The sequence below is a fragment of the Nonomuraea sp. NPDC026600 genome (assembly GCF_040638335.1).
In the GTDB taxonomy this organism is placed as follows: domain Bacteria; phylum Actinomycetota; class Actinomycetes; order Streptosporangiales; family Streptosporangiaceae; genus Nonomuraea.
Window position 1 is genome coordinate 1 of record NZ_JBEZYD010000043.1, and the last position, 21,980, is coordinate 21,980.

At 68.7% G+C, this 21,980-nt stretch carries 24 protein-coding genes; 10 read left to right on the plus strand and 14 right to left on the minus strand.

Annotated features, from left to right (window positions below; all coding sequences use genetic code 11):
* The first annotated feature begins 112 nt into the window (after positions 1-112).
* Genes AB0F17_RS54910 through tgmC form a run of 3 tightly spaced genes read left to right on the plus strand, consistent with a single transcriptional unit; the run spans position 113 to position 2,421 of the window.
* A complete protein-coding gene (locus tag AB0F17_RS54910; RefSeq protein WP_358041615.1) occupies positions 113-310 on the plus strand; it encodes a putative ATP-grasp-modified RiPP in 198 nt (65 codons plus the stop codon).
* 3 nt (positions 311-313) lie between these two features.
* Positions 314-1,291 (plus strand): MvdC/MvdD family ATP grasp protein, encoded by a 978-nt coding sequence (locus AB0F17_RS54915; protein ID WP_358041617.1) that lies wholly within the window; start codon positions 314-316, stop codon positions 1,289-1,291.
* Positions 1,288-2,421 (plus strand): ATP-grasp peptide maturase system methyltransferase, encoded by a 1,134-nt coding sequence (gene tgmC / locus AB0F17_RS54920; protein WP_358041620.1) that lies wholly within the window; start codon positions 1,288-1,290, stop codon positions 2,419-2,421. The genes AB0F17_RS54915 and tgmC overlap by 4 nt, the downstream gene beginning before the upstream one ends.
* 125 nt (positions 2,422-2,546) lie before the next feature.
* On the opposite strand, the gene AB0F17_RS54925 is transcribed toward tgmC, so the two are convergent.
* Together AB0F17_RS54925 and AB0F17_RS54930 are read right to left on the minus strand one after the other, a co-directional pair.
* Positions 2,547-3,365, minus strand: coding sequence for an SDR family oxidoreductase (locus AB0F17_RS54925; RefSeq protein WP_358041623.1), 819 nt, complete (start codon positions 3,363-3,365; stop codon positions 2,547-2,549).
* 62 nt (positions 3,366-3,427) lie between these two features.
* Positions 3,428-4,186: an SDR family oxidoreductase gene (locus tag AB0F17_RS54930; RefSeq protein WP_358041626.1), complete on the minus strand. Its 759-nt coding sequence runs from the start codon at positions 4,184-4,186 to the stop codon at positions 3,428-3,430.
* A 10-nt stretch (positions 4,187-4,196) separates the two neighbouring features.
* Here AB0F17_RS54930 and AB0F17_RS54935 point away from each other — a divergent pair, with 10 nt between their 5' ends.
* Together AB0F17_RS54935 and AB0F17_RS54940 are read left to right on the plus strand one after the other, a co-directional pair.
* Positions 4,197-4,925 carry a nucleotidyltransferase domain-containing protein gene (locus tag AB0F17_RS54935; RefSeq protein ID WP_358041629.1) on the plus strand — a complete coding sequence of 243 codons (729 nt, stop codon included), beginning with the start codon at positions 4,197-4,199 and terminating at the stop codon, positions 4,923-4,925.
* A gap of 124 nt (positions 4,926-5,049) precedes the next feature.
* A complete protein-coding gene (locus AB0F17_RS54940; protein WP_358041631.1) occupies positions 5,050-5,688 on the plus strand; it encodes a maleylpyruvate isomerase N-terminal domain-containing protein in 639 nt (212 codons plus the stop codon).
* 16 nt (positions 5,689-5,704) lie between these two features.
* On the opposite strand, the gene AB0F17_RS54945 is transcribed toward AB0F17_RS54940, so the two are convergent.
* Positions 5,705-6,277 (minus strand): TetR/AcrR family transcriptional regulator, encoded by a 573-nt coding sequence (locus tag AB0F17_RS54945; protein ID WP_358041634.1) that lies wholly within the window; start codon positions 6,275-6,277, stop codon positions 5,705-5,707.
* A gap of 61 nt (positions 6,278-6,338) precedes the next feature.
* Between AB0F17_RS54945 and AB0F17_RS54950 the strand changes: the two genes are divergently transcribed.
* Both AB0F17_RS54950 and AB0F17_RS54955 read left to right on the plus strand, forming a co-directional pair.
* Positions 6,339-7,514, plus strand: coding sequence for an FAD-dependent monooxygenase (locus AB0F17_RS54950; protein WP_358041636.1), 1,176 nt, complete (start codon positions 6,339-6,341; stop codon positions 7,512-7,514).
* Between the two features lie 67 nt (positions 7,515-7,581).
* Positions 7,582-8,406 carry an NAD(P)H-binding protein gene (locus tag AB0F17_RS54955; protein ID WP_358041638.1) on the plus strand — a complete coding sequence of 275 codons (825 nt, stop codon included), beginning with the start codon at positions 7,582-7,584 and terminating at the stop codon, positions 8,404-8,406.
* Between the two features lie 54 nt (positions 8,407-8,460).
* Here the strand turns inward: AB0F17_RS54955 and AB0F17_RS54960 are convergent, their stop codons facing one another.
* From AB0F17_RS54960 to AB0F17_RS54985, 6 genes are all read right to left on the minus strand, one after another.
* Positions 8,461-9,465, minus strand: coding sequence for an ABC transporter ATP-binding protein (locus AB0F17_RS54960; protein WP_358041640.1), 1,005 nt, complete (start codon positions 9,463-9,465; stop codon positions 8,461-8,463).
* Positions 9,462-10,436: an ABC transporter ATP-binding protein gene (locus AB0F17_RS54965; RefSeq protein WP_358041642.1), complete on the minus strand. Its 975-nt coding sequence runs from the start codon at positions 10,434-10,436 to the stop codon at positions 9,462-9,464. Before AB0F17_RS54965 ends, AB0F17_RS54960 begins: the two co-directional genes overlap by 4 nt.
* Entirely contained in the window at positions 10,433-11,317 is an 885-nt protein-coding gene (locus AB0F17_RS54970; protein WP_358041645.1) for an ABC transporter permease, read from the minus strand. The genes AB0F17_RS54965 and AB0F17_RS54970 overlap by 4 nt, the downstream gene beginning before the upstream one ends.
* Positions 11,314-12,366, minus strand: coding sequence for an ABC transporter permease (locus AB0F17_RS54975; protein WP_358041648.1), 1,053 nt, complete (start codon positions 12,364-12,366; stop codon positions 11,314-11,316). The genes AB0F17_RS54970 and AB0F17_RS54975 overlap by 4 nt, the downstream gene beginning before the upstream one ends.
* A complete protein-coding gene (locus AB0F17_RS54980; RefSeq protein WP_358041651.1) occupies positions 12,363-14,177 on the minus strand; it encodes an ABC transporter substrate-binding protein in 1,815 nt (604 codons plus the stop codon). The genes AB0F17_RS54975 and AB0F17_RS54980 overlap by 4 nt, the downstream gene beginning before the upstream one ends.
* 118 nt (positions 14,178-14,295) lie before the next feature.
* Positions 14,296-15,924, minus strand: coding sequence for an ABC-F family ATP-binding cassette domain-containing protein (locus AB0F17_RS54985; protein WP_358041654.1), 1,629 nt, complete (start codon positions 15,922-15,924; stop codon positions 14,296-14,298).
* Between the two features lie 28 nt (positions 15,925-15,952).
* Here AB0F17_RS54985 and AB0F17_RS54990 point away from each other — a divergent pair, with 28 nt between their 5' ends.
* Positions 15,953-16,294, plus strand: a complete 342-nt coding sequence (locus AB0F17_RS54990) for a DUF2809 domain-containing protein (RefSeq protein WP_358041657.1) — start codon at positions 15,953-15,955, stop codon at positions 16,292-16,294.
* 126 nt (positions 16,295-16,420) lie between these two features.
* Positions 16,421-17,950: an amino acid permease gene (locus AB0F17_RS54995; RefSeq protein ID WP_358041660.1), complete on the plus strand. Its 1,530-nt coding sequence runs from the start codon at positions 16,421-16,423 to the stop codon at positions 17,948-17,950.
* Here AB0F17_RS54995 and lipB read toward each other — a convergent pair.
* The 4 genes from lipB to AB0F17_RS55015 form a co-directional block, all read right to left on the minus strand.
* Positions 17,947-18,582 carry a lipoyl(octanoyl) transferase LipB gene (gene lipB / locus AB0F17_RS55000; RefSeq protein ID WP_358041662.1) on the minus strand — a complete coding sequence of 212 codons (636 nt, stop codon included), beginning with the start codon at positions 18,580-18,582 and terminating at the stop codon, positions 17,947-17,949. The genes AB0F17_RS54995 and lipB overlap by 4 nt on opposite strands.
* A gap of 35 nt (positions 18,583-18,617) precedes the next feature.
* Complete coding sequence (locus AB0F17_RS55005; protein WP_358041665.1) at positions 18,618-18,800, minus strand: PspC domain-containing protein; 183 nt, start codon at positions 18,798-18,800, stop codon at positions 18,618-18,620.
* Positions 18,801-18,861: 61 nt separating this feature from the next.
* Positions 18,862-19,368: an HAD domain-containing protein gene (locus AB0F17_RS55010; protein ID WP_358041669.1), complete on the minus strand. Its 507-nt coding sequence runs from the start codon at positions 19,366-19,368 to the stop codon at positions 18,862-18,864.
* Positions 19,365-20,279, minus strand: a complete 915-nt coding sequence (locus AB0F17_RS55015) for an AraC family transcriptional regulator (protein ID WP_358041672.1) — start codon at positions 20,277-20,279, stop codon at positions 19,365-19,367. The genes AB0F17_RS55010 and AB0F17_RS55015 overlap by 4 nt, the downstream gene beginning before the upstream one ends.
* A gap of 74 nt (positions 20,280-20,353) precedes the next feature.
* Here AB0F17_RS55015 and AB0F17_RS55020 point away from each other — a divergent pair, with 74 nt between their 5' ends.
* On the plus strand, positions 20,354-21,166 hold the full coding sequence (locus AB0F17_RS55020; RefSeq protein WP_358041674.1) for an NAD(P)H-binding protein: 813 nt from the start codon (positions 20,354-20,356) through the stop codon (positions 21,164-21,166).
* Positions 21,167-21,169: 3 nt separating this feature from the next.
* Here AB0F17_RS55020 and AB0F17_RS55025 read toward each other — a convergent pair whose 3' ends face one another.
* On the minus strand, positions 21,170-21,934 hold the full coding sequence (locus tag AB0F17_RS55025; protein ID WP_358041677.1) for an ABC transporter ATP-binding protein: 765 nt from the start codon (positions 21,932-21,934) through the stop codon (positions 21,170-21,172).
* Between the last annotated feature and the right edge of the window lie 46 nt (positions 21,935-21,980).

The window sequence follows — 21,980 nt, forward strand, 5'->3', positions numbered from 1 at the left end:
GGTCATCATTATTTCTGCGGTCACGCTATGTAGCGACGATGGATCCGGACATCACGTGACCATCACCTCACAGCGGCGACCTTGAAATCGCCCTGCCATACGCCCGTGGGGTTTGGGGCGAATGACCCAGCTCTCGGAGACAAAGCCGGAATATCACACCGTCGATTTCGATGCCGCGACGCAGCTCACGACCTTCCGCGACGCCGCCGGGGCGATCGTGGACATGCAACGGGGTACGGTCACCATGTCACAGGGCGGTAGCGACGGGTCCGGCAACTCGCCGAAGGTCGCCGACGACTCTACCGACTGACAGATGCACGCAATTCCGTATGCCGTATTGGTCGTCACGTCATTGGATGATGCGACGGCCAATATGGTCATCGAAGCGCTGAACGAACGCAAGGTACAGGTGTTGCGTATCGACCCTGTCGATATCGGCACCGGGGTGACGGTCAGCGCACTCATCGACAGCAAGCGCGCGAGCTGGAGCGGGTGGCTTCGCACACCCAGCCGTGACGTCCCCTTGGATGAGATCGCGGCGGCCTACTATCGCCGCCCCACGTCATTGCGCAGCGACGCGACGCAAGACCAGGCGAGGCGATTTATACTCACCGAAGCCCGATTCGGGCTTGGTGGGCTGCTGAGGACCTTGCCAAATTGCCGTTACGTCAATCATCCCTCCGCGACTGAACGCGCGGACTACAAGGTGACCCAGCTGCAGGTGGCCACTCAGGTGGGCATGAAGATCCCTTCGACATTGGTCACGAACGATCTACCCTCAGCCCGCGATTTCTCCCTGAAACACGGGCGAACCATCTACAAGTCCTTCCGGGGCGCCCCAGCGGTCGATGGTCAGGCGAGCCAGATCTGGACACAACGGATCAGCCCCGATGATCTGGACGGCACGGTGTCAATGACCAGCCACATGTTCCAGGAAGAAATACAGAAGACCAGCGACGCCCGCGTGACCGTCGTTGGCCGACAAGTATTCGCAAGCAGAATCACAACGTCTGACAGATCGCTGGACTGGCGCTCTGGCGACTGGGGCCAACTAGTCCACGACACCATCGAAGTCCCTGAAGCGATCAGGAAATCCCTTTTTGCTTACCTCGATCACTTTGGGCTGACCTTCGGCTGTTTTGACTTCACACTCGAATCGGGGGAAGCCAAATCATCGGAGGTGTGGACATTCGTCGAATGCAACCCCAACGGCCAATGGGGATGGCTGCCGAACAGCGAAGCGATAGCCGACGCTTTCGCTGACGTACTGCTGGAAGGATGGTGGCCATGACCGCCACTGCCGCTAGCCTCCGCCTCGTCCTTGCGGGCTCAATAGCATCGCCCGACTGGCACAACGCGCTAGCAACGGTGCCGCGGGAGCGATTCCTAGGCGATGCCCTCTACCTGTCCGATCCGGCCCGAGGCGACTTGTGGACGCCACTACGGCGTTCCGAGGTCAGTGAGGAAGAGTGGCTGAGCTTGGCCTACTCCAACGAGACCTGGGTAACCCAGGTGGGCGACCTTATGGCCGAGGAAGCGACAGGAGTTGTGCAGGGTGAGCCACGGTCATCGTCCACGCTCCCCGGCCTCATCGTGAGGATGCTGGAGGCGGCCCAGATCAGCGAAGGGGACACGGTCCTAGAAATAGGCACAGGTACGGGCTACTCAACCGTATTGATGTGTCAGCGGCTGGGAAACGCCGCGATCAGCTCAGTCGAGTGCGATCCGACGGTGGCCGCTCGCGCCCGTGAGGCGATCATTGGGGAAGGTTATACCCCCACGCTAGTGGAGGGAGACGGTCTATACGGATACGCCGAGAACGCCCCATACGATCGGCTGATCGCAACCTGCTCGGTTCGCACAATCCCCCGAGAATGGATGTCACAGGTTCGACCAGGAGGCACCATTACAGCCCCCATGCGAGGGTGGATGGGGGGAGTTGCGTTCGCGCACATCACCATGGCCCATGACGGCACGGCCAGTGGCCGTTTCTTGGAAGACGACCTGTATTTCATTACCGCCCGCTCCCACCTGCCTCCACCGCGCCCTCCGATGGTGCGAGGCATCGGCGACACGTCCAAGAGCAGGATCAACCCAGCGATCTTGGAGAATCAAGCGGCTCTGTGGGTCGCTCAGCTTGCGATACCCCAAGCGCAGTGTTCCTGGGGAGAGGACGGAACCACTTTCCTGCTCGACGTCGGCACCGGCTCGCGAGCCGAGGCCCTACCGGGCCCCGCAGGCGAGTGGACGGTACGACAGCACGGGCCGGTTCGCCTGTGGGATGCGGTGGAGAAAGCCATCGAGATGTGGCAGGAAGCAGGCAGCCCGCATCAGTCTGGCTTCGGGCTCACGGTAACCCGTGAGGGCCAGCAGGTATGGCTCGGCAACCCCACAGGGCTGAGCTGGAGCCTGCCGGCGTAGCAAAGAAGTCAGCTCGGTGATCGGCGAGGTCGAGGGCAAGGACGTGATCATCCTGGACGACGAGATCGCCAGAGGCACGACCGACGGCGAGTCGGTGAGCGCGCTGTTCAGCCCGCCGTGACGCATCAGTAGAGCCTGACGCGCTGGCCGGTGACGGTTCGCGCCTGGTGCGAGACGAGAAAGGTGATCACGTCGGCCACCTCCTCTGGCCGCCCGACGTGCCGCAGCGGGCTGTTGGCCGCCACCGCCCGCTCGACCTCGGCGTTCACCCAGCCCGTGTCGGTGGCCGCCGGGTAGACCATGTTGGCCGTGATGCCGTAGCGGCCCAGCTCGTGGGCCGCCGACATGGTGAAGTTCTCCTGTGCCGCCTTCGCCGCGCCATAAGAGACCTCGGTCGGGAAGCCGTCGGGTCCGCCGGATGTGAGCCCGATGATCCGGCCCCAGTCCGCTCGGCGCTCGATGTGGCGCCGTGCGAACTCGGCGATCAGCAGCGTCGCGGCGCGTACGTCCACGGCGAACTGCCGGTCGTAGCTCTCCGCGTCCACCGGCCGCAGCGGCCGCCCGAACGCGTCGTGCCCATCAGGCGTGAACGTGTCGCCCAGTGAGCCGCTGCTGGCATTGTTGACCAGGATCTCCACCGGCCCCAGCGCCCGCTCGGCCAGGTCGAACAGCGCTCGCGGCGTCTCGGGGTCGGCCAGGTCGGCCTCGGCCGCCTCCGCCGTGCCGCCCGCCTCGCGGATGCGCCGTACGACGTCGTCGGCTCCCGCGCCTCGCGACGTGTTGTACCCATCCGGATAGGCCGGATGGTTCACTGGTGCCAGCCGCTTGTACGTCAGGAACACGGCGACCCCCTGCGCGGCCAGCGCGACGGCGGTGGCAGCACCGATGCCCTGGTTGGCGCCGGTCACCAGCGCCACTCTCCCTCGCACCTTCGGGTCGATCACGAACATGCTCCTTGGATGGTCGATACGAAACGCCCCGGTCAGGTGGCGGGAGGCCACGCGCTCTAGGCGAAGCCGCCGTTGCTCATCAGCAGCTGACCGTTGATCCACTGCCCCTGGGGTGAGCAGAGGAAGTCGACGAGGTGGGCGGTGTCCTGGGGCGTGCCGAGTCGGTTGTGCGGGGTCTGGCGGGTGAGGCTCTCCCGGGCCTCGTCCGACATCCAGCCGGTGTCCACCGGGCCGGGGTTGATGACGTTGGCGCTGACGCCGAGGTGGGCCAGCTCGCGGGCGGCGGCCAGGATGATGCGGTCCAGGGCGGCCTTGCTCGCGCCGTAGGGCAGGTTGCCGACGGTGTGGTCGCTGGTGAGGCCGATGATCCGGCCGGTGCCGCGGGTGCCCGTGAAGCGGCGTCCGTACTCGCGGACCAGCAGCCAGGTGGCGCGCGCGTTGACGGCGAAGTGCCGGTCGAAGCTCGCGACGGTGGTGTCGAGCAGGCCCGAGTCGACCGACTCGCAGTGGCACATCACCAGGGCCGTGACGTTGCCCAGCCGGCGTTCGGCCTCGTCGAAGATCCGTGCGGGGGTGTCGACGTCCGCCAGGTCCGCCTCGATCGCCGCGCCGCGCCCGGCGAGGGACTTGCCGATCGCGTCGGCCGCCTCGGGCTCGGCGCCCCAGGCCATGCGTTCGTCATACGGGGTCCAGTAGGTGTAGGCGATGTCCCAGCCCGCGGCCGCCAACTGGCGGGCGATCCCCGCGCCGATGCCGACGGTGCGGCCCACGCCCGTGACCAGGGCAACTTTTCGGTTGGAACTCGTCTCGACCATAGTGGCCATCATGCACGGGCCCACCGATCTTCTGCTAACCCGTTTTCTCGACGACCTCAGGCCGGCCGTACCCCTCGTCGCGTTGTGGGCGCACGGGTCGCTCGCGGCGGGCGACTACCAGCCGGGCAAGAGCGATCTCGATCTCATCGCGGTGGTCGAGACGGACGTCACCGAGGAGCAGCGGCGGCGGCTCGCCAAGCTGCACGAGCGGCTCGATCTGCCGCTCGTCGAGCATCTGCACTGCTCCTACATGCCCAGGCACCGGCTGTCGGACTTCGCGACCGAGCATGTGACCTGGGCGCACCAGGAGCTGTACGAGCGGCCGGTCACGCCTGTGACCCGCCGCGAGCTGCACGCGGGCGCTCTCGAGCTGTACGGCGAGCCGCCCGCGGGACTGCTGCCGCCGGTGTCGGACCAGGAGCTGGGCGAGTTCATCCGGACCGATCTCCGGGACTTCTGGCTGGTCAAGACACGTGGACGTAAGCGCTGGCTGCAGGACATCTGGGTGGATCTCGGGATGATCACCGTGGCCAGAGCCACGGTCACGTTGCGGGACGGGCGGCTGATCACCAAGCGGGAGGCCCTGGACGTGCTGGCCGAGCTGGGCGCGCCCATGAACGTGGTGGCGGACGTCCGAGCCCGCCGGTACGACATGCCGCGGCCGTTCCTGAGCCGGTTCAGGCGCGGGACGCTGGCCCGGGTCTTCATCAGGGCGGCGATCAAGCGCGCCCTGGACTGAGTCCCAGCAATCAAGTGCGCCGCCCGGCGACCGGCCGCATGGCCCTCAGAGGCGCGCGCTCACCCTGATCCAGCGCGGGATAGTGTGGGCCGGGTCATCACCAGAACCCGGGGAAGGGCGGCACATGGGGGAGATCAGAGAGTCCTATCTGGTCGCCGCGGAGTCCGCGGTGGCGCTGCTGCGCGAGCCCGCCGTGGCCGCCGCGTGGGAGAAGCCGAGCGCGCTGAACGAGTTCAGCGTCGCGGGCCTGGCCGCGCACCTGGCCCACCAGCTCGTCCGGGTCGACAACCTGCTCGACGACGGCGGCCGGCCCGCCGAGCCGGTCCCGCTGATCGAGCACTACACCAGGTCGCCGTGGGTGCAGGCGGGTCTCGACCACGAGAGCAACGTGGGCATCAGGCGGGCCGGTGAAGCGGCCGCCGCCGACGGTCCGGCGGCCCTGGCCACCAGGGCCGGGGAGCTGTTCGACCGGCAGCGGGCCGAGCTGCCCGCGCAGGCCCGCGACAAGGTGGTGCACCTGCCGTGGTCGGGCTGGTCGCTGCGGTTCGACGACTTCCTGCTCACCCGCCTGATCGAGCTGGTCGTGCACTCCGACGACCTGGCCGCCAGCGTGGGCGTGGAGACTCCCAAGCTGCCGGCCTCGGTCATCGATCCGGTCGTCGAGCTGCTGGCGCGGCTGGCCGTACACCGTCATGGCGCGACGGCGGTGATCCGCACGCTGAGCCGGGCCGAGCGGGCGCCCGCCACGATCAGCGCCTTCTGACCCGAGCCAACCCGAGCTAACCCGAGTTCTGGACCATGCGCAGGGCCGCGACCACCTCGCGGCCCGACAGCGCGCTGTCCGGGTCGACCAGCCACTGCGACAGGAACCCCGTCAGCATGGCCTGGTAGAACGTGCCGACCAGCCGCGCCCGCTCCGGGTCGGCCGCCGGGTCGATGCCCTCGAACAACTCCGCCAGCCCGACGCGCCCCTCTTGGATGCCGGCCACGAGCTGCTGCCGGATGTCCGGCGTGTGATCGATCTGGCCCAGCAGCTCGAACTGGGTGACCCAGAGCGGCCGCAGCCGGTCGAATGACTCGATCACCCGGTCCCACGCCGCCTCGAAGCGTTCGAGGGGCGTCGCGTCGGCCTTGACGTCGGCGGTCAGTGTCGCCGCCAGGTCATCGCCCCACTCGCGCATCACCTCGAACAGCACCTCGTTCATCAGCGCTTCCTTCGATCTGAAGTGATAGCCGATGCCCGCCAGGCTCACGCCGGAGGCGGTGGCGATGTCGCGCGCCGTCGTGCGCGAGTAGCCCTTCTCGATCAGGCAACGCTTGGCCCCGGCCAGCAGATCTTCCCGGTTTCCCATGCCGCAAAGTCTAACACAATCGTTCTAGACAAGCGTCTGAGACGCGTGTACCTTTCAGGACATGACGAACATCCTGATCTCCGGCGCGAGCATCGCCGGCACCGCGACGGCTTACTGGCTGCGGCAGCACGGCTTCACCCCGACCGTGGTGGAGCGGGCGCCCGCACTCCGCGAGGGCGGCTACAAGGTCGACATCCGCGGCGTGGCACTCGACGTGATCGAGCGGATGGGCCTCCTCGACGCGGTCCGCGCCAAGAGCACCGACATGCGGATCGCCACGCACTACGACGCCAAGGGCCAGCGGATCGCGGAGATGGACGCCGACCTGTTCGGCGGGCGCGAGGGCACCGACGCCGAGATCATGCGCGGCGACCTCAACGAGCTCCTGTACGACCTGACCCGCGACGACGTCGAGTACATCTTCGACGACTCGATCACCGGCATCTCCGAGGACGGGACGGTGACCTTCGAGCGGTCGGCGCCGCGGCGGTTCGACCTGGTCGTCGGCGCCGACGGCGTGCACTCCAACACCCGCCGGCTGGCCTTCGGCGACGAGTCGGCGTTCGTCCGCGACCTCGGCTACTACATCTCGATCTGTACGGTCCCCAACCGCCTGGGCCTCGACCGCGAGGAGGCGGTCCACGCCGCCCCCGGCCGGACCGCGAACGTCTACAGCACGCGGCAGGACTCCAACGCCAAGGCGCTGTTCATGTGGTCGTCGCAGCCGCTCACCTATGACCACCGCGACCTCGGCCGGCAGAAGGAACTGCTGGCCCAGGCCATGGCCGGGGTCGAGTGGGAGGTGCCCGAGCTGCTCGAAGCCGTACGCGGGTCGACGGACTTCTACTTCGACTCCGTCAGCCAGATCCACATGGACCGCTGGTCGACGGGCCGGGTCGTGCTGGTCGGCGACGCCGCCTACTGCGCCTCGCCGGCCTCGGGTCAGGGCACCAGCCTGGCCCTGGTGGGGGCGTACGTGCTGGCCGGTGAGCTGGCGTCCGGCGGCGGCGTCGACGGCTTCGAGCGGGAGATGCGGGCGTTCGTGGACGTCAACCAGAAGCTGGGCCCGGCCAACGTCAAGGGCATGGTGCTGCCGTCGCGCGCGGTCATCTGGTTCCAGACCAGGATGATCAAGCTGCTCCCCCACCTGCCCGGCCGCGACCGGATGATCGACCGCATCGCCGGCCCCATGGCCCGCGCCGCGACGGCCATCGCGCTGAAGAATTACGAGGAATAAAGCATTCCGTTCTGGTATAGTGAGAACCGAACGTTCCGTTCCGCATAAATGCCAGAAGGAGCCTGTCATGACGATCCTCGTCACCGGTGCCACCGGAACCGTCGGCCGCCTCATCGTCGACGAGCTCGCCCGGAACGGGCACCAGGTGCGCGCCCTGACCCGCGACCCGGCCAAGGCCGACCTGCCCGAGGGTGTGGAGGTCGTCGCCGGGGACCTGGCCGAGCCGAACAGCCTTATGGCCGCCTTCGAGGGCGTCGAGGCCGTTCATCTCATCAACTTCGCGGGCGACGACTACGCGCCGCTGAAGACCGGCGAGCAGCTCGTGGCGCTGGCCGGCACGTCGGGCGTGCGCAAGATCACCGTCCTGGGCGGGCGTGCCGACGGCCCGCTGGAGCAGGCCCTGGCCACCAGTGAGCTGGAGTGGACGCTGCTGGCGCCGGTCGAGTTCATGTCCAACACATTGCAGTGGTGGGCCCAGACGATCAAGGCCGAGGGTGTCATCAGGGAGCCGTTCGGCGGCCGGCTCAGCGCCGTGGTGCACGAGCGCGACATCGCCGCCGTGGCGGCCACCGTGCTGACGAGCGACGGCCATGCGGGTAAGACGTACACGCTGACCGGGCCGCAGGCCATCACCACCACGGAGAAGGTACGCATCCTCAGCGAGGCCGTCGGCCAGGAGATCCGCTTCGTCGAGCTCTCCGAGGACGAGGCCCGCGCCAAGTGGCGCGGCGACGGCATGGGGCCGGAGACGATCGAGTTCCTCATCGGCGCGCTCGGCGACACCCCCGAGGCCGGCTACACGGTGGTCCCGACCGTCGAGCAGGTCACCGGCCGGGCACCGCGTTCCTTCGCCCAGTGGGCCGCCGAGCACGCCACGGCGTTCAAGCGCTGAGCACCGGGCAGCTCAAGCGGCCCCGCGCAGCTCGAAAGCCGAGCTCCGCGGGACTCAAGCGCTGAGCTCCGCGTAGTGGCAGGCCGCCTGCGCCGCCGCCGTGGCGGGCAGGATGTCGAGCAGTTCCGACCGGCACTTGGCGTCCACGCCCGCCTCGGCCGCCTTGCCGGAGGCGAGCACCTGGCAGCGGGCGTGGAAGCGGCAGCCGCCCGGGATCCGCGTCGGGTCCGGCGGCTCGCCCGTCAGCACGATCCGCTCGGGCGACTCCGGCAGCACCGACAGCAGGGCCTGCGTGTACGGGTGCCGGGGAGCGGTCAGCACCTGCTCGACCGGGCCCGACTCGACGATCCTGCCGAGGTACATGACCGCGACCCGGTCGGCGATGTTCCAGGCCAGCCCGAGGTCGTGGGTGACGACCAGCGCCGACAGGCCCAGGTCCGCGCGGAGCTTGAGCAGCAGCGCGAGGATCTCGCCCCGCACCGAGGCGTCGAGCGAGGCCACCGGCTCATCGGCGACCAGCACCTTGGGGCTCAGGGCCAACGCCCCGGCGATGACCACCCGCTGGCGCTGACCGCCCGACAGCTCGTGCGGATAGCGCTGGAAGAACCGCTCAGGCGGCCGCAGCCCGGCCCTGGACAGCGCCTCGGCCACGATCTCCCGCTCGCCGGACAGGCCGTGGATGCGCGGGCCCTCGGCGACCGCCTCGTAGACGGTGTGCCGCGGGTTCAGCGAGCCCATCGGGTCCTGAAGGACGAGCTGGACGATCTTCCGGTACGCCTTGAGCGCCTTGGAGCGGTAGTCCAGCGGCGCCCCGTCGTACACGACGGAGCCCGAGGTAGGACGTTCCAGGCCCATCAGCGTGCGCGCCAGCGTGGTCTTGCCGCAGCCGGACTCGCCGACGAGCGCCACGATCTCGCCCGCGCCGATCGACAGGTTCACCCCGTCGACCGCACGGGCCCGCCGCCCCCGCGAGGGGAACTCCACGTGCAGGTCACGGGCCTCCAGCAGGGTGTGGCGCGCCGTGTCGACGGTGTCCGAGGACGTCTCCGTCTCGATCATGAGGCCTCCTCCTTCGCCCGTACGTGCACGCAGGCAGCGGCACGGCTGTCGCCCGCGGGCCAGAGCTCGACATCGAGGGTCGCGCACTCATCCAGCGCCACCGGGCAGCGTGGATGGAACGTGCAGCCGGTGGGCAGGTCCATCGGGTCCGGCGGATCGCCGCCGAGTCCCTTGGGCGCCAGCCGCGACACCGGGTCGCCGACCGTGGGGAAGGCCGCCGCCAGTGCCCGCGTGTAGGGGTGCTTGGCCTCGTGGAACACCTCGCGCGACGGGCCGTTCTCCACGACCCGGCCCGCGTACATGACCGCGAGCTGGTCGCAGACGTCGGCGAGCACCGAGAGGTCGTGCGAGATCATGACCAGCGAGATGCTCTGCTCGGCGATCAGCTCCTTGATCAAGGTCAGCACCTGGGCCTGGACCATCACGTCGAGCGCGGTCGTCGGCTCGTCGGCGATGATCAGCCGCGGCGAGCAGGCCAGTGCCATCGCGATCATCACACGTTGCCGCTGGCCGCCGGAGAGCTCGTGCGGGTAGCTGCGGGCCCGCCAGGTGGGCATGCCGACCTGTTCGAGCAGCTCGGCCACCCGCTTGCCGGCCTGGTCGGGCTTGGCCAGGTTGTGCACCAGCAGCGGCTCGGCGATCTGGTCGCCGATCCTGCGCACCGGGTTGAGACCGTGCTGGGCGCCCTGGAAGACGATCGACGCCTCGGCCCAGCGGACCGCGCGCAGGCGGCCCCACTTCATGGCGAGGATGTCCTCGCCGTCGAGCAGGACCCGGCCGGCGACGCGGGCGTCGCGCGGCAGCAGTCGCAGCAGCGCCATGGCCAGCGTCGACTTGCCGGATCCCGACTCGCCCGCCACCCCGAGCGCCGCCCCCGAGTCCAGCTTCAGCGACACTCCCCGTACGGCCGGCACCTCGCCCGAGGCGATCCGGTACGTCACCGAGAGGTCGTCGAGTTCGAGGAGGGTCATGCGCCCGCCTTCCTGAGCCGCGGGTTGAGCACGGCTTCCAGTGCGCGTCCCACCAGCGTGAACGCCATGACGACGGCGAGGATGCACAGGCCGGGAATGAGGATGTACCACCACGCGCCGTGGGTGGGGGCGCCGAAGTCGTAGGCCGCGCGCAGCATCGTGCCCCAGGAGGTCTTGTTCGAGCTGACGCCGAGGAAGGCCAGCGTGGACTCGGTGACGATCGCGCTGGCGACCTCCAGCGTGGTGCTGGCGAGCAGCAGCGGCGCCACGTTCGGCAGCACGTGCCGGGTGGTGATGTGCCAGTGCCCGCCGCCGAGCGCCTTCGACCGCTCGATGTACGGCCTGGCCTCCACGGACAGCGTCTGAGACCTGATCAGCCGGGCGGTGGACGGCCAGGTGGTGATGCCGATGGCCACGATGATCGTGGCCGTGCTGCCGCCCAGGATGGCCGCCAGCACCAGCGCCGTGATCAGCGAGGGCAGCACCAGGAACCAGTCGGTGACCCGCATGAGCACGGCCCCGATCCAGCCGCGGAAGTGCCCGGCGGCGATGCCGACGATCATGCCGATCACGATGCTCAGCAGGGCGGCGAGGAAGCCGATGAGCAGCGAGGTACGCGAGCCCCACCAGACCATCAGCAGGATGGACCGGCCGGACTCGTCGGTGCCGAACGGCTCCGCGAGGCTGGGCGCCGCCCACTTGTCGGTCGTGCCGCTCACCACGCTGGTCACGCCGTCATCGATGAACAGCGGCGCGATCAGCGCCAGAAGGACCGCGGCGACCAGCACCACCAGCCCGGCCATCCCGGCCCGCTCCTGGCGGAAGCTCCCCCAGAAGCGGCCGAGCGCCAGCCGTCTGCGGGACGCGGCGACGGAGGTCATGCCGACCTCACCCTCGGGTCGATGATGTGGTAGACCACGTCGGCCAGCGTGTTCATGAGGATCACCGCGACGGTGATCAGCATGAACGTGCCCTGCATGAGTGTGAAGTCAGGCACCCTGATCGCCTCGTAGAACAGCTGCCCGAGCCCGGGCCAGCTGTAGATGGTCTCGACGGTGACCGCGCCGCTGACCACGAAGCCGATGCGCATGAAGACCAGGGTCACCGTGGGCAGCAGCGCGTTGGGGACCGCGTGGCGCCGCCGTACCTCCTCGTCGCGCAGGCCCTTGGCGCGGGCCACGTTCACGTAGTCCTGGCCCACCTCCTCCAGCAGCGACGACCGCATGACCAGCAGGTACTGGGCGTAGACCACGGCCACCAGGGTCAGGCACGGCAGCACCATGTGCATGCCCACGTCGAGCACGTAGGCGAAGCCGTCGGGCGCGTCCACGCTCTCGATGCCCCGGGTCGGGAAGAGGCCGGGAATTGGCCCGATCCCGACGCCGAACACCATGAGCAGGAGCAGCCCCAGCCAGAACGTCGGCATGGACCACAGCACCAGCGAGACGCCCGTGGAGATCCGGTCGAAGCGGCTGCCGCGCCGCCATCCGGCCCGCTGGCCCTGCCAGATCCCGAGGCTGACCGCGATGACCAGGCCCCCGCCCGCGAGCAGCAGCGTCGCGGGGAACCGCTCGCCGATGAGGCTGAGGACCGGCCGGTTGTACTCGTAGGAGGTGCCCAGGTCGAAGTGGAGCGTCTTGCCGACGAAGTCGAAGAACTGGTCGAACAGCGACTTGTCCAGGCCGAGCCGGTGCCGTTCCAGGGCGAGCTGCGTCGGGGTCATGTTGCGGCCCTGCGCGAGGTTGCGCACGGGGTCGCCGGGCAGCAGCCGGAACACGAAGAACGTGCCGACGATCACCATGGCGACGCTGAACAACGCCCCGCCGACCTTCGACAGCGCGTATTTCAGCGTGCCTCGGTAGGCGGGGCGGTCGTCACCAGAGCCCGCCGCCTGGACGGCGGGCTCTGCCGCTTCGAGCGGAGTGGTCATTCGCGCTCGTCGGCGACGCTCTTACGCCGCCGGGTCAGGAAGAACGCGGCGAGGCCGATGACCACGACACCGCCGACCACGCCGGCGATGAGGCCGGTGTTGGAGCCGCCGCCGGCGGCGGCGGACCCCGCCGTGGCGGTGGCCTTGACGTCCATGGCGTAGAACGGATAGCCGCTGCTGCCGCCGTAGATCAGGCCCTTGTCCTCGGGGATCGGGGTGATGCTGGTGATCCGGTCCTTGCGGTAGCCCTCAAGGTCGTTCGGGTAGTAGATGGCGATCACCGGAGCGTCGGTGTAGAGGCGCTCCTGCATCTTCTTGATGATCTCGACGCGCTTGGCCCGGTCGAGCTCCTTGAGCTGCTCCTGGTAGAGCTTCTCGTAGGCCGGGTCGCAGTAGAACGACTCGGTGCCGCCACCCTCGCCCGTCGCGGTGGGCCTGCGGCTGCACAGGTGCGTGGCCAGGACCTCTTCGGGGTCGGGGTTGACCGACCAGCCGCTGATCGCGATGTCGTACAGCCCTGTGACGCCCGTCTGCTCGCCGAACTTGCTGGAGTCGAGCTTCACCGTGGTCAGCGTGACGCCGATCTCCTTGAAGAAGCCCGTCAGGTATTCGGCGAGCTTGTCCTCGATCGGGGTGTCGGTGTGGATGCTGAAGCGGAACTCCAGCTTCTTCTTGCCGTCGGGCATCGTACGGACGCCGTCGGCGCCCTTCTTGTAGCCGGCGTCATCGAGGATCTTGTTGGCCTTGGCGACGTCGTAGGTGACCTTCTGGTCGCCCGTGGCCTCCCAGAAGAACTCCTTGTACAACGGCGGGATGATCGAGCCGTCGGCGGGCTTGGCCAGGCCGCTCTGCACCTCGTCGGCCAGCTTCTGCTTGTCGATCGCGTAGTGCAGCGCGGTGCGCACCTTCGGGTCCTTCAGCGCGGGGTGACCGTCGCCGACGGGCTTGTTGTCCGTGGTGGTGGCGCCGGGGTTGACCTCCAGGTACGCGGCGCGGCGGCCCTGCGTGTTCCACTGCTCGATGTTGGGGTCGCCCTTGATCGACTCGAAGTCCGGCGGCGTCATGCGGCCGATCAGGTCGATGTCACCCTTCTTCAGGCCGGCGATGGCGGCCTGCGGGTTGTCATAGAAGATGAACTGCAGTTCGTCGATCTTGGGCTTGCCCAGCCAGTAGTCGGGGTTGGCCTTGAGCTTGACGTACTGGTCCTTCTTCTGCTCGACCGCGATGTACGGCCCGCTGCCCACGGCCGGGTAGACGTCGGCCTCGTACTTGGCGATGTCGGTGACCTTCTCCCAGACATGCTTGGGCATGATCGGGATCGGGTTCTCCAGCATGGACGCCTGTGGAGCCTTGGTCTTGATGACCAGGTCCTGGCCGTTGGCGGTGACGCTCTCGAAGTTCTCGACGGCCGGACCGTTGGCGGTCTTCGCGGCATCGTCGGTCATGACCTTGTTGAACGTCCAGGCCGCGTCCTCGGCGGTGACCGGCTGGCCGTCGGACCACTTGGCGCCGCGGATCTTGAACGTCCACGTGAGCCCGTCGGGCGAGGTCGTCCACGACTCGGCCAGGTCCGGGCTGGGCTTCAGCGTCTTGGGGTCGGGCACGGTCAGGAAGCTGTACATCTCACGCTGGATCGCCGACGAGACCAGCCTGACCGCCAGGAAGGGGTTCATCGAGTCCATCGACTGCGTCGCGCCGATGCGGACGATCTTCTTCCCCGCTGCCGGTTCCGCGGCTTGGGCCGCCTGGCCCTGACCAGCGACTAATACCGCTACGCCCAGCAGAGCCAGGCGTGCGAACCATTTCCTCATTGTGCCTCACCTTCAGGCGGGGGTGTCCTGTGTAGAGAAAGGCACACCATACGAACACTGCGTGTCAACGAGTGCCGGAAAATTGTTTCACCTTCGTTTCCTTGAGCGGTGTAAATTTTCAGCCGAGCTCAAGGACCGTCCCGTCGCTCACACTCAGGCGGCGATCGACGTGTACGGCGTCGAGCATCCGCCGATCGTGGGTGACCAGCAGCAACGTGCCCGGGTAGCTCGACAGGGCCGACTCCAACTGCTCGATGGCGGGAAGATCGAGATGGTTCGTCGGCTCGTCCAGCACCAGCAGATTAACGCCTCTGGCCTGCAACAAGGCCAGTGCCGCGCGGGTACGCTCACCGGGCGACAGCGTGTCGGCGGGCCGCAGCACGTGCGCGGCCCGCAGCCCGAACTTCGCCAGCAGCGTCCGCACCTCGGCGGGCGGCAGCTCCGGCGTCTGCGCGGCGAACGCGTCGAGCAGCGGCTCCTCCCCCTCGAACAGCCCTCTGACCTGGTCCACCTCGCCGACCACCACGCCGGGCCCGAGCGTGGCGTCCCCCTCGTCGAGCGGGGTGCGCCCGAGCAGCGCGGCCAGCAGCGTCGTCTTGCCCGCGCCGTTGGACCCGGTGATCGCCACCCGCTCGGCCCAGCCGATCGCCAGATCGACCGGCCCGAGCGTGAACGCTCCCCGCCTGACCACCGCGCCACGCAGCGTGGCCACCACCGCGCCGGAACGGGGCGCGGCGGCGATCTCCATCCGCAGCTCCCACTCCTTGCGCGGCTCCTCGACCACCTCGAGGCGCTCGATGAGCTTCTCCGACTGGCGGGCCTTGCCGGCCTGCTTCTCGGTCGTCTCGATGCGCGTGTTGCGGCCGATCTTGTCGTTGTCGGTCGCCTTGCGCCGGGCGTTCCTGACGCCCTTCTCCATCCAGGACCGCTGCGTCCTGGCCCGGGATTCCAACTGGGCGCGGGTGTCGGCGTACTCCTCGAACCGCTCGCGGGCGTGCCTCCTCGCCACCTCACGCTCGTCCAGGTACGCCTGGTAGCCACCCCCGTACAACCGGATCTGCTGCTGGGCCAGATCGAGCTCCAGCACCTTGGTGACGGTCCTGGCCAGGAACTCACGGTCGTGGCTGACCACCACCGTGCCGGCCCGCAGGCCGTGGACGAAGCCCTCCAGCCGGTCGAGCCCGTCGAGGTCGAGGTCGTTGGTCGGCTCGTCGAGCAGGAACAGGTCATAGCGGCTGAGCAGCAGCGAGGCCAGCCCCGCGCGGGCCGCCTGGCCGCCGGACAGCGAGGACATGGGCTGCTCCAGGTCCACCGGCAGCCCGATCTCCGCCGCCCGCTCCTCCAGATCGGCGCCGCCGAGCGCGAGCCAGCGCTCCAGCGCGACGCTGTAGTCGTCGTCGGCGCCCGGCCGCTCCTCGACCAGGCCCTGGGTGGCCTCGTCGAGCTCCCGCTGCGCCCGCTCGACGCCGGTGCGCCTGGCCAGGAACCGACCGACCGTCTCGCCGGGGCGGCGCTCCGGCTCCTGCGGCAGATGGCCGACCGTGGCCGTGGCCGGGCTGAGGCGTACCGAACCCTCCTCGGGCCGGTCGAGCCCGGCCAGCATGCGCAGCAGCGTGGACTTGCCCGCGCCGTTGGCCCCCACGAGCCCGATGACGTCGCCGGGGGCCACCACCAGGTCGAGGCCCGAGAACAGGACCCGCTCGCCGTGCCCCGCCGCGAGGTCCTTCACCACCATCGTCGCGCTCATGTAGGCCGATGCTACTAACGTGAGCGGGATGTCTCGCTGGCCCGTACTCGCCGCCGCCGTCGTCACCGTCGTGGCCGGGCTGGGGGTGCGGCTGCTGTGGGACGGCCCGTTCGCCAAATACTCGGGCGACGCGCTCTACACGGTCCTGATCTATCTGCTCATCGTGCTCGTCCTGCCACGCGTCCGGCCGGTGTGGGCCGCGCTGGGTGCGACCGCGCTGAGCTGGGCGATCGAGTTCGCCCAGCTCTGGGAGATCCCGCCGCTGCTCCGGCCGCTGCTGGGCAGCACCTTCAACCCGCCCGACCTGTTCTGGTACGCCGTGGGGGCCGCGGTCGCGTGGGCGGTACATATGCGCCACAGCCGTATTTAGGTAAAGAACGGTCCTTACCAGCTCGAAACTCGGCTGTAACGCCTTGCCTGTGAGATGGAAATGGTCTAGACCTAGACCAAATACCCAGAGAGTCCCCTCCTTCACATACCCCCCAGGGAGACCTCAATGACCACAGAAGAGGATTCCAAGCGCCTCGCCGAGCTTGGTTACAAGCAGGAGCTGTCCAGGACCTGGAGCGGCTTTTCCAACTTCGCCATCTCCTTCTCCATCATCTCGATCCTCGCCGGCTGCTTCACCACCTTCGGCCAGGCCTGGAACAACGGCGGCCCCATCGCCATCTCATGGGGCTGGCCGCTGATCTCCATTTTCATCCTGATCATCGGTCTCTGTATGTCGGAGCTGGTCTCCGCGTACCCGACAGCGGGCGGCATCTACTGGTGGGCCGCCACCATGGGCAAGCCAATCCACGGCTGGTTCACCGGCTGGCTCAACCTCATCGGCCTCATCGCGGTCACCGCGTCGGTCGACTACGGCTGCGCCACGTTCCTGAACATCACCATCAACCGGCTCACCGGCGGCGGGTGGGACGCCTCGCTCGGGAACGCGTTCCTGCTGTTCGTCATCGTTCTGGTGCTCCACGCGCTGATCAACATCTACAGCCACCGGCTCATCTCGCTGCTGCAGAACGTCTCGGTCTGGTGGCACGTGGCGGGTGCCGCGGTCGTGGTGGCGATCCTGATCTTCGCTCCGACCCACCACCAGACGGTCGGCTTCGTCTTCACCGACACCATCAACAACTCCGGCTTCGGCAGCGGCGAGGGCGGCATACCGTTCTGGTTCTACGTACTGCCGCTGGGCTTCCTGCTCACGCAGTACACGATCACCGGCTTCGACGCCTGCGCGCACGTGTCGGAGGAGACGCAGGGCGCCTCCACAGCGGCGGCTCGCGGACTCTGGCAGTCGATCTTCTACTCGGCGATCGGCGGCTGGATCCTGCTGCTGGCCTTCCTGTTCGCCGCGACGAACGTGGACGAGATCAACAAGCAGGGCGGCTTCGTGGGCGCCATCTTCGAGACCGCGCTCTCCTCACCGCTGGCCACCGCGATCTTCGCGATCTCCACGATCGGCCAGTTCTTCTGCGGGATGAGCTGCGTGACCTCGATGTCGCGGATGACCTACGCGTTCTCGCGCGACGGCGCCGTCCCGGGCTGGCGGCTGTGGTCCAAGGTCGACCGCAACCGCACGCCGGTCAACGCCATCATCGCGGGCTGTGTGGTGGCCGCGCTGATCACGCTGCCCGCGCTCTGGGCGCCGCCGGGATCGACCACTCCGGTGGCCTTCCTCGCCGTCGTGTCGATCGCGGTCATCGGGCTCTACCTGGCGTTCCTCATCCCGATCTGGCTGCGGCTGCGGATGGGCGACAAGTTCCGGCCCGGCCCGTGGACGCTTGGCCGGAAATATCGGGCCATGTGCTGGATCGCCTGCATTGAGATCGTGATCATCTCGATCTACTTCATCATGCCGATCAAACCCTCGGCGATCCCCGGCAACGAGAAGTTCACCTGGACGGACGTGAACTACGCGCCGGTCCTGGTCGGGGTCGTACTGATCGGCATCGCCCTGTGGTGGAAGCTGTCGGCCAAACACTGGTTCACCGGGCCACGCAGGACGGTCGACGAACTGCCCACGCCTTAGGACGCCTCGAAAGCCGTGGCCACGGCCGAGCGGACGGTGTCCATCGACGTGGCCTCGAGCTCCCTCTTGAGGGAGGTCATGTCCACGTCGGGCATGCCGCACGCGACCGCCCAGTGCCACGGCTCCAGGTCACCGTCGACGTTGAGCGCGAAGCCGTGGCTGGTGACGCCACGGCTCTGCCTCATGCCGATGGACACGACCTTGCGCCCCGTCTCGGACGTCCAGACGCCGGTCAGCAACTCGGACCCGGGCGGGGTGTCGCGGCGCTCCGCGGGCAGCCCCAGCGCGCCCAGCGCCTCGACCAGCCGCAGCTCCACCTCCCGCACGTAGTCGACGATGCCCTCCTCCTCGCCCAGCTTGACGATGAGGTAGCCGACGAGCTGCCCGGGGCCGTGGTAGGTGAGCTGGCCCCCGCGGCCGGTCTCGACCACGGGGATGCCACGCGACGGGTCGGGCAGGTGAGTCACCGGCGTGCGGCGGCCGGTCGTGTAGACCGGCGGGTGGCTCAGCAGCCAGAGCGTGTCCGGCCGCTCGTCCCGTTGGCGCTCACCGACGAGGTCGGTCATGCGCTCCATCGCCTTGTCGTAGTCGACGAGCTCATCCTGGACGAGTGTCAGTGGCCTTGCCCTCATGCGTCCCAGGATAGGACGCTTTTCGGATAAGACGCCTAGTAGCGCTTCGGCTCCTCGGGGATGAGGATCCACATGATCACGTAGACCACCCAGAGCGGCCCGGGAATGAGCGACAGCAGCAGCCAGAGGATCCGGACGAGGGTGGGAGACCAGCCCAACTTGTCGGCGAGACCGCCGCAGACGCCGGCCAGGATTCTGTGCTCTCGTGAGCGGTACATCGTGTTCCTCCGTGTGGTTGTACCTACCTGAGAAACGGATGGTCAGGCAGGAGATATCCCACTAGGAACCCCGAGAAAACCCTGAGAGGGTCAGCCACTCGTGCGCCTGGGCGAGATGTCGGCTGGTCAGGCCCTCTCTGGGATCAACATGAATGAGCAGGAAATCATCGAGACCCTGAGTGCCCCTGAGGTATTCCTCGTCCTCCAGCCACACCTGGTCGTCGAACCACACGAACGGCCTGCGCTCGACATAGGCGGCCACATGCGGCGTCTTGAACATCTCGCCGTACATACCGCTCTGGTCCGGCCCCATGGGTATGACGGGCAGCTCGGGCAGCCCGATCCGGGGCCCGATCCACTGGTTGGCGTGCTGTTCCCAGGTCGTCGCCCAGACCAGCTCGGCACCGGTGACCAGGGCCAGCTCCAGCAGCCTGGTGCCGTGCCTGGGGTTGAGGTGCACGGTGTAGGTCTCCTCGCCGACCGTGCACACGTACCGGCGGAAGTCAGGTGAGGGCCGACTGAACGGGTTGAGCACACCGTCGACGTCGAGCAGCAGCAGCGGTCTCATCGGACGGCCCGATGCTGCCGCGGGCTGACGCCGCGCACCCGCTTGAAGGCCGCGCTGAGCGCGAACGGGCTGCCATAGCCGACCTGCCTGGCCACCGAGCCGATCGTCGTGTCGGGCTCGCGCAGCAGGTCGGCGGCCAGAGCCAGCCGCCAGCCGGTCAGGAACGCCATGGGCGGCTCGCCGACCAGCTCGGTGAAGCGCCTGGCCAGCGAGGCCCGCGAGACGCCCACCTGCGCGGCCAGCGTGGCGACCGTCCACGGGTGGGCCGGGTTGTTCTGCAGCATCCGCATCGCCCGGCCGACCACCGGATCGCTCTGGGCCCGATACCTGGCCGGCGCCTCGTGGGTGGCGAACCAGGACCGCAGCACGGAGATGAGCAGCAGGTCGAGCAGCCGGTCGAGGACCGCTCCCTGTCCCGGCTGGTCCTTGACGATCTCGGTGGCCAGCAGCGGGAGGAGCGGGTCGCCCCGCTGGACCAGCAGCGTGGGCAGCACCTCCAGCAGCCGCCTGCTCACCTCCCCCTCCATGTGGTAGGTGCAGGTGATCATCACGGTGCCGCCGTCCGTGGCGTTGCCCCAGGTGCGTACGCCCAGGTCCAGCTCCTGGTAGAGGGACTGTCCGTCGATCGTGGCGCAGCGCTGGCCGGGGTGGATGACGACCTGCGGCGGCGTGGCGGGGTCGTCGGCCACCGTGTACGGCTCGGCCCCGCGCACGATCACCACCTCCCCGGGACTCAGCCTGGTGAGGTCACCGTCGTCGGGCACCACCCACGCCTCCCCGCGCACCATCACCACCACCGTGAGCGGCGCCTCGTCCTGAATCCGCAACGACCAGGGCGGATCGAGGATGGAGCGGAGCATGAAGGCGCCCCTCGCCCGCGGACCGTCGAGTAGAGCGGCAAGCTGGTCCATGGGTTAGACGATCGCATATGGGATTGCGCTTCTCAACGATGGAGAGTCTCAGTCTCTGGCGGCTTACTGGAGCCATGACAACTTTGGTGCTGGGCGGCACGGGCAAGACCGGCCGCCGCGTGGCTCACCGGCTCACCGTTCTCGACCATCCGTGGCGGATCGGCTCGCGCTCCGCGAGACCGCCCTTCGACTGGACCGACCGGTCGACGTGGGCGCCGGCGTTGGACGGCGTCGACTCGGTGTACGTGACCTACTACCCGGACCTCGCCTTCCCTGGGGCCGTCGAAGCCGTCCAGGCGTTCACCGAGCTCGCCGTGTCGAGCGGCGTGGGGCGGCTGGTCCTGCTCTCCGGCCGGGGGGAGCCGATGGCCGAGGCGAGCGAGCGGATCGTCCAGACGTCAGGGGCCGACTGGACGATCGTGCGGTGCAGCTGGTTCATGCAGAACTTCAGCGAGGGCTACCTGCTGGACGCGGTGCTCGAAGGAGTGATCGCGCTGCCGATCGCGGACGTTCCCGAGCCGTTCGTGGACGTGGACGACATCGCGGACGTCGTGGTGGCGGCGCTGACCCAGGAGGGCCACACCGGCAAGCTGTACGAGCTGACCGGGCCGAGGCTGCTCACCTTCGCGGACGTGGCCGCCGAGCTGTCCAAGGCCACGGGCCGGGACATCGCCTACGTGCCGGTGACGGCCGGCCAGTTCGCGGCGGGGGCCCGCGAGCAGGGCGTGCCCGAGGACGAGATCGAGGGGCTCAACGGGCTGTTCGCCGAGGTGCTCGACGGCCGCAACGCGCACCTCGCCGACGGCGTACGCCAGGCGCTGGGCCGGCCCGCGCGGGACTTCTCCGACTACGCCGCCGCGAACGCATCGGCCTGGACCGCGCGCTAGCCGCTAGCGCACCACCTTGGCCGGGTCCCAGCCTGGGCCGGGCACGGAGGCCAGCAGCAGGCGCGTGTAGGGGTGCTCGGGCTCGGACAGCACCCGCTCGACCGGGCCCCGCTCCACGACCACCCCCCGGTGCAGCACCAGCGTCTCGTCGCACAGGTGCCGGACGACGGCCAGGTCATGGCTGACGAACAGCAGGGCCACGCCCGAGTCGCGGCGTACCTGGGCCAGCAGCTCCAGGATCTGGGCCTGGATGGAGACGTCGAGCGCGGCCACGGCCTCGTCGAGCACGAGCACGGACGGCTCGACCGCGAGGGCCCTGGCGATCGCGAGGCGCTGCCGCTGGCCGCCGCTGAGCTGGTGCGGGCGCGCGCCGGCCTCGCGGCTGCCGAGGCCCACCTGGTCGAGCAGCTCGGCGGCACGGCCGGGGGGCTTGCCGTGCAGGCGGAGCGAGGTGTGCAGGCATTCGGTCGCGGTCAGCCGGGGGTCCAGCGAGAGGTAGGGGTCCTGGAAGACCATCTGGATCTCGCGGGCCCTGCGCAGCCTGGCCGCCTTGCCGCGCTCCTTCGGGCCGCGGGCGCGGCCGGCCACGGTGATCGTGCCGGAGTCGGGGGTGACCAGGCCGACCAGCATGCGGGCGATCGTCGTCTTACCGGAGCCGGACTCGCCGACCAGCCCGAGCGAGCCGCCCGGCGGCAGCTCGAAGGAGACCTCGTCGGCGGCCACGGTGCTCTGGAAGGACTTGCCGAGCTTGTCCACGGCCAGCATCATGCCTCCACGAGGTCTCGTACGGGCGGCACCGGGCCGCGGGCGGCGA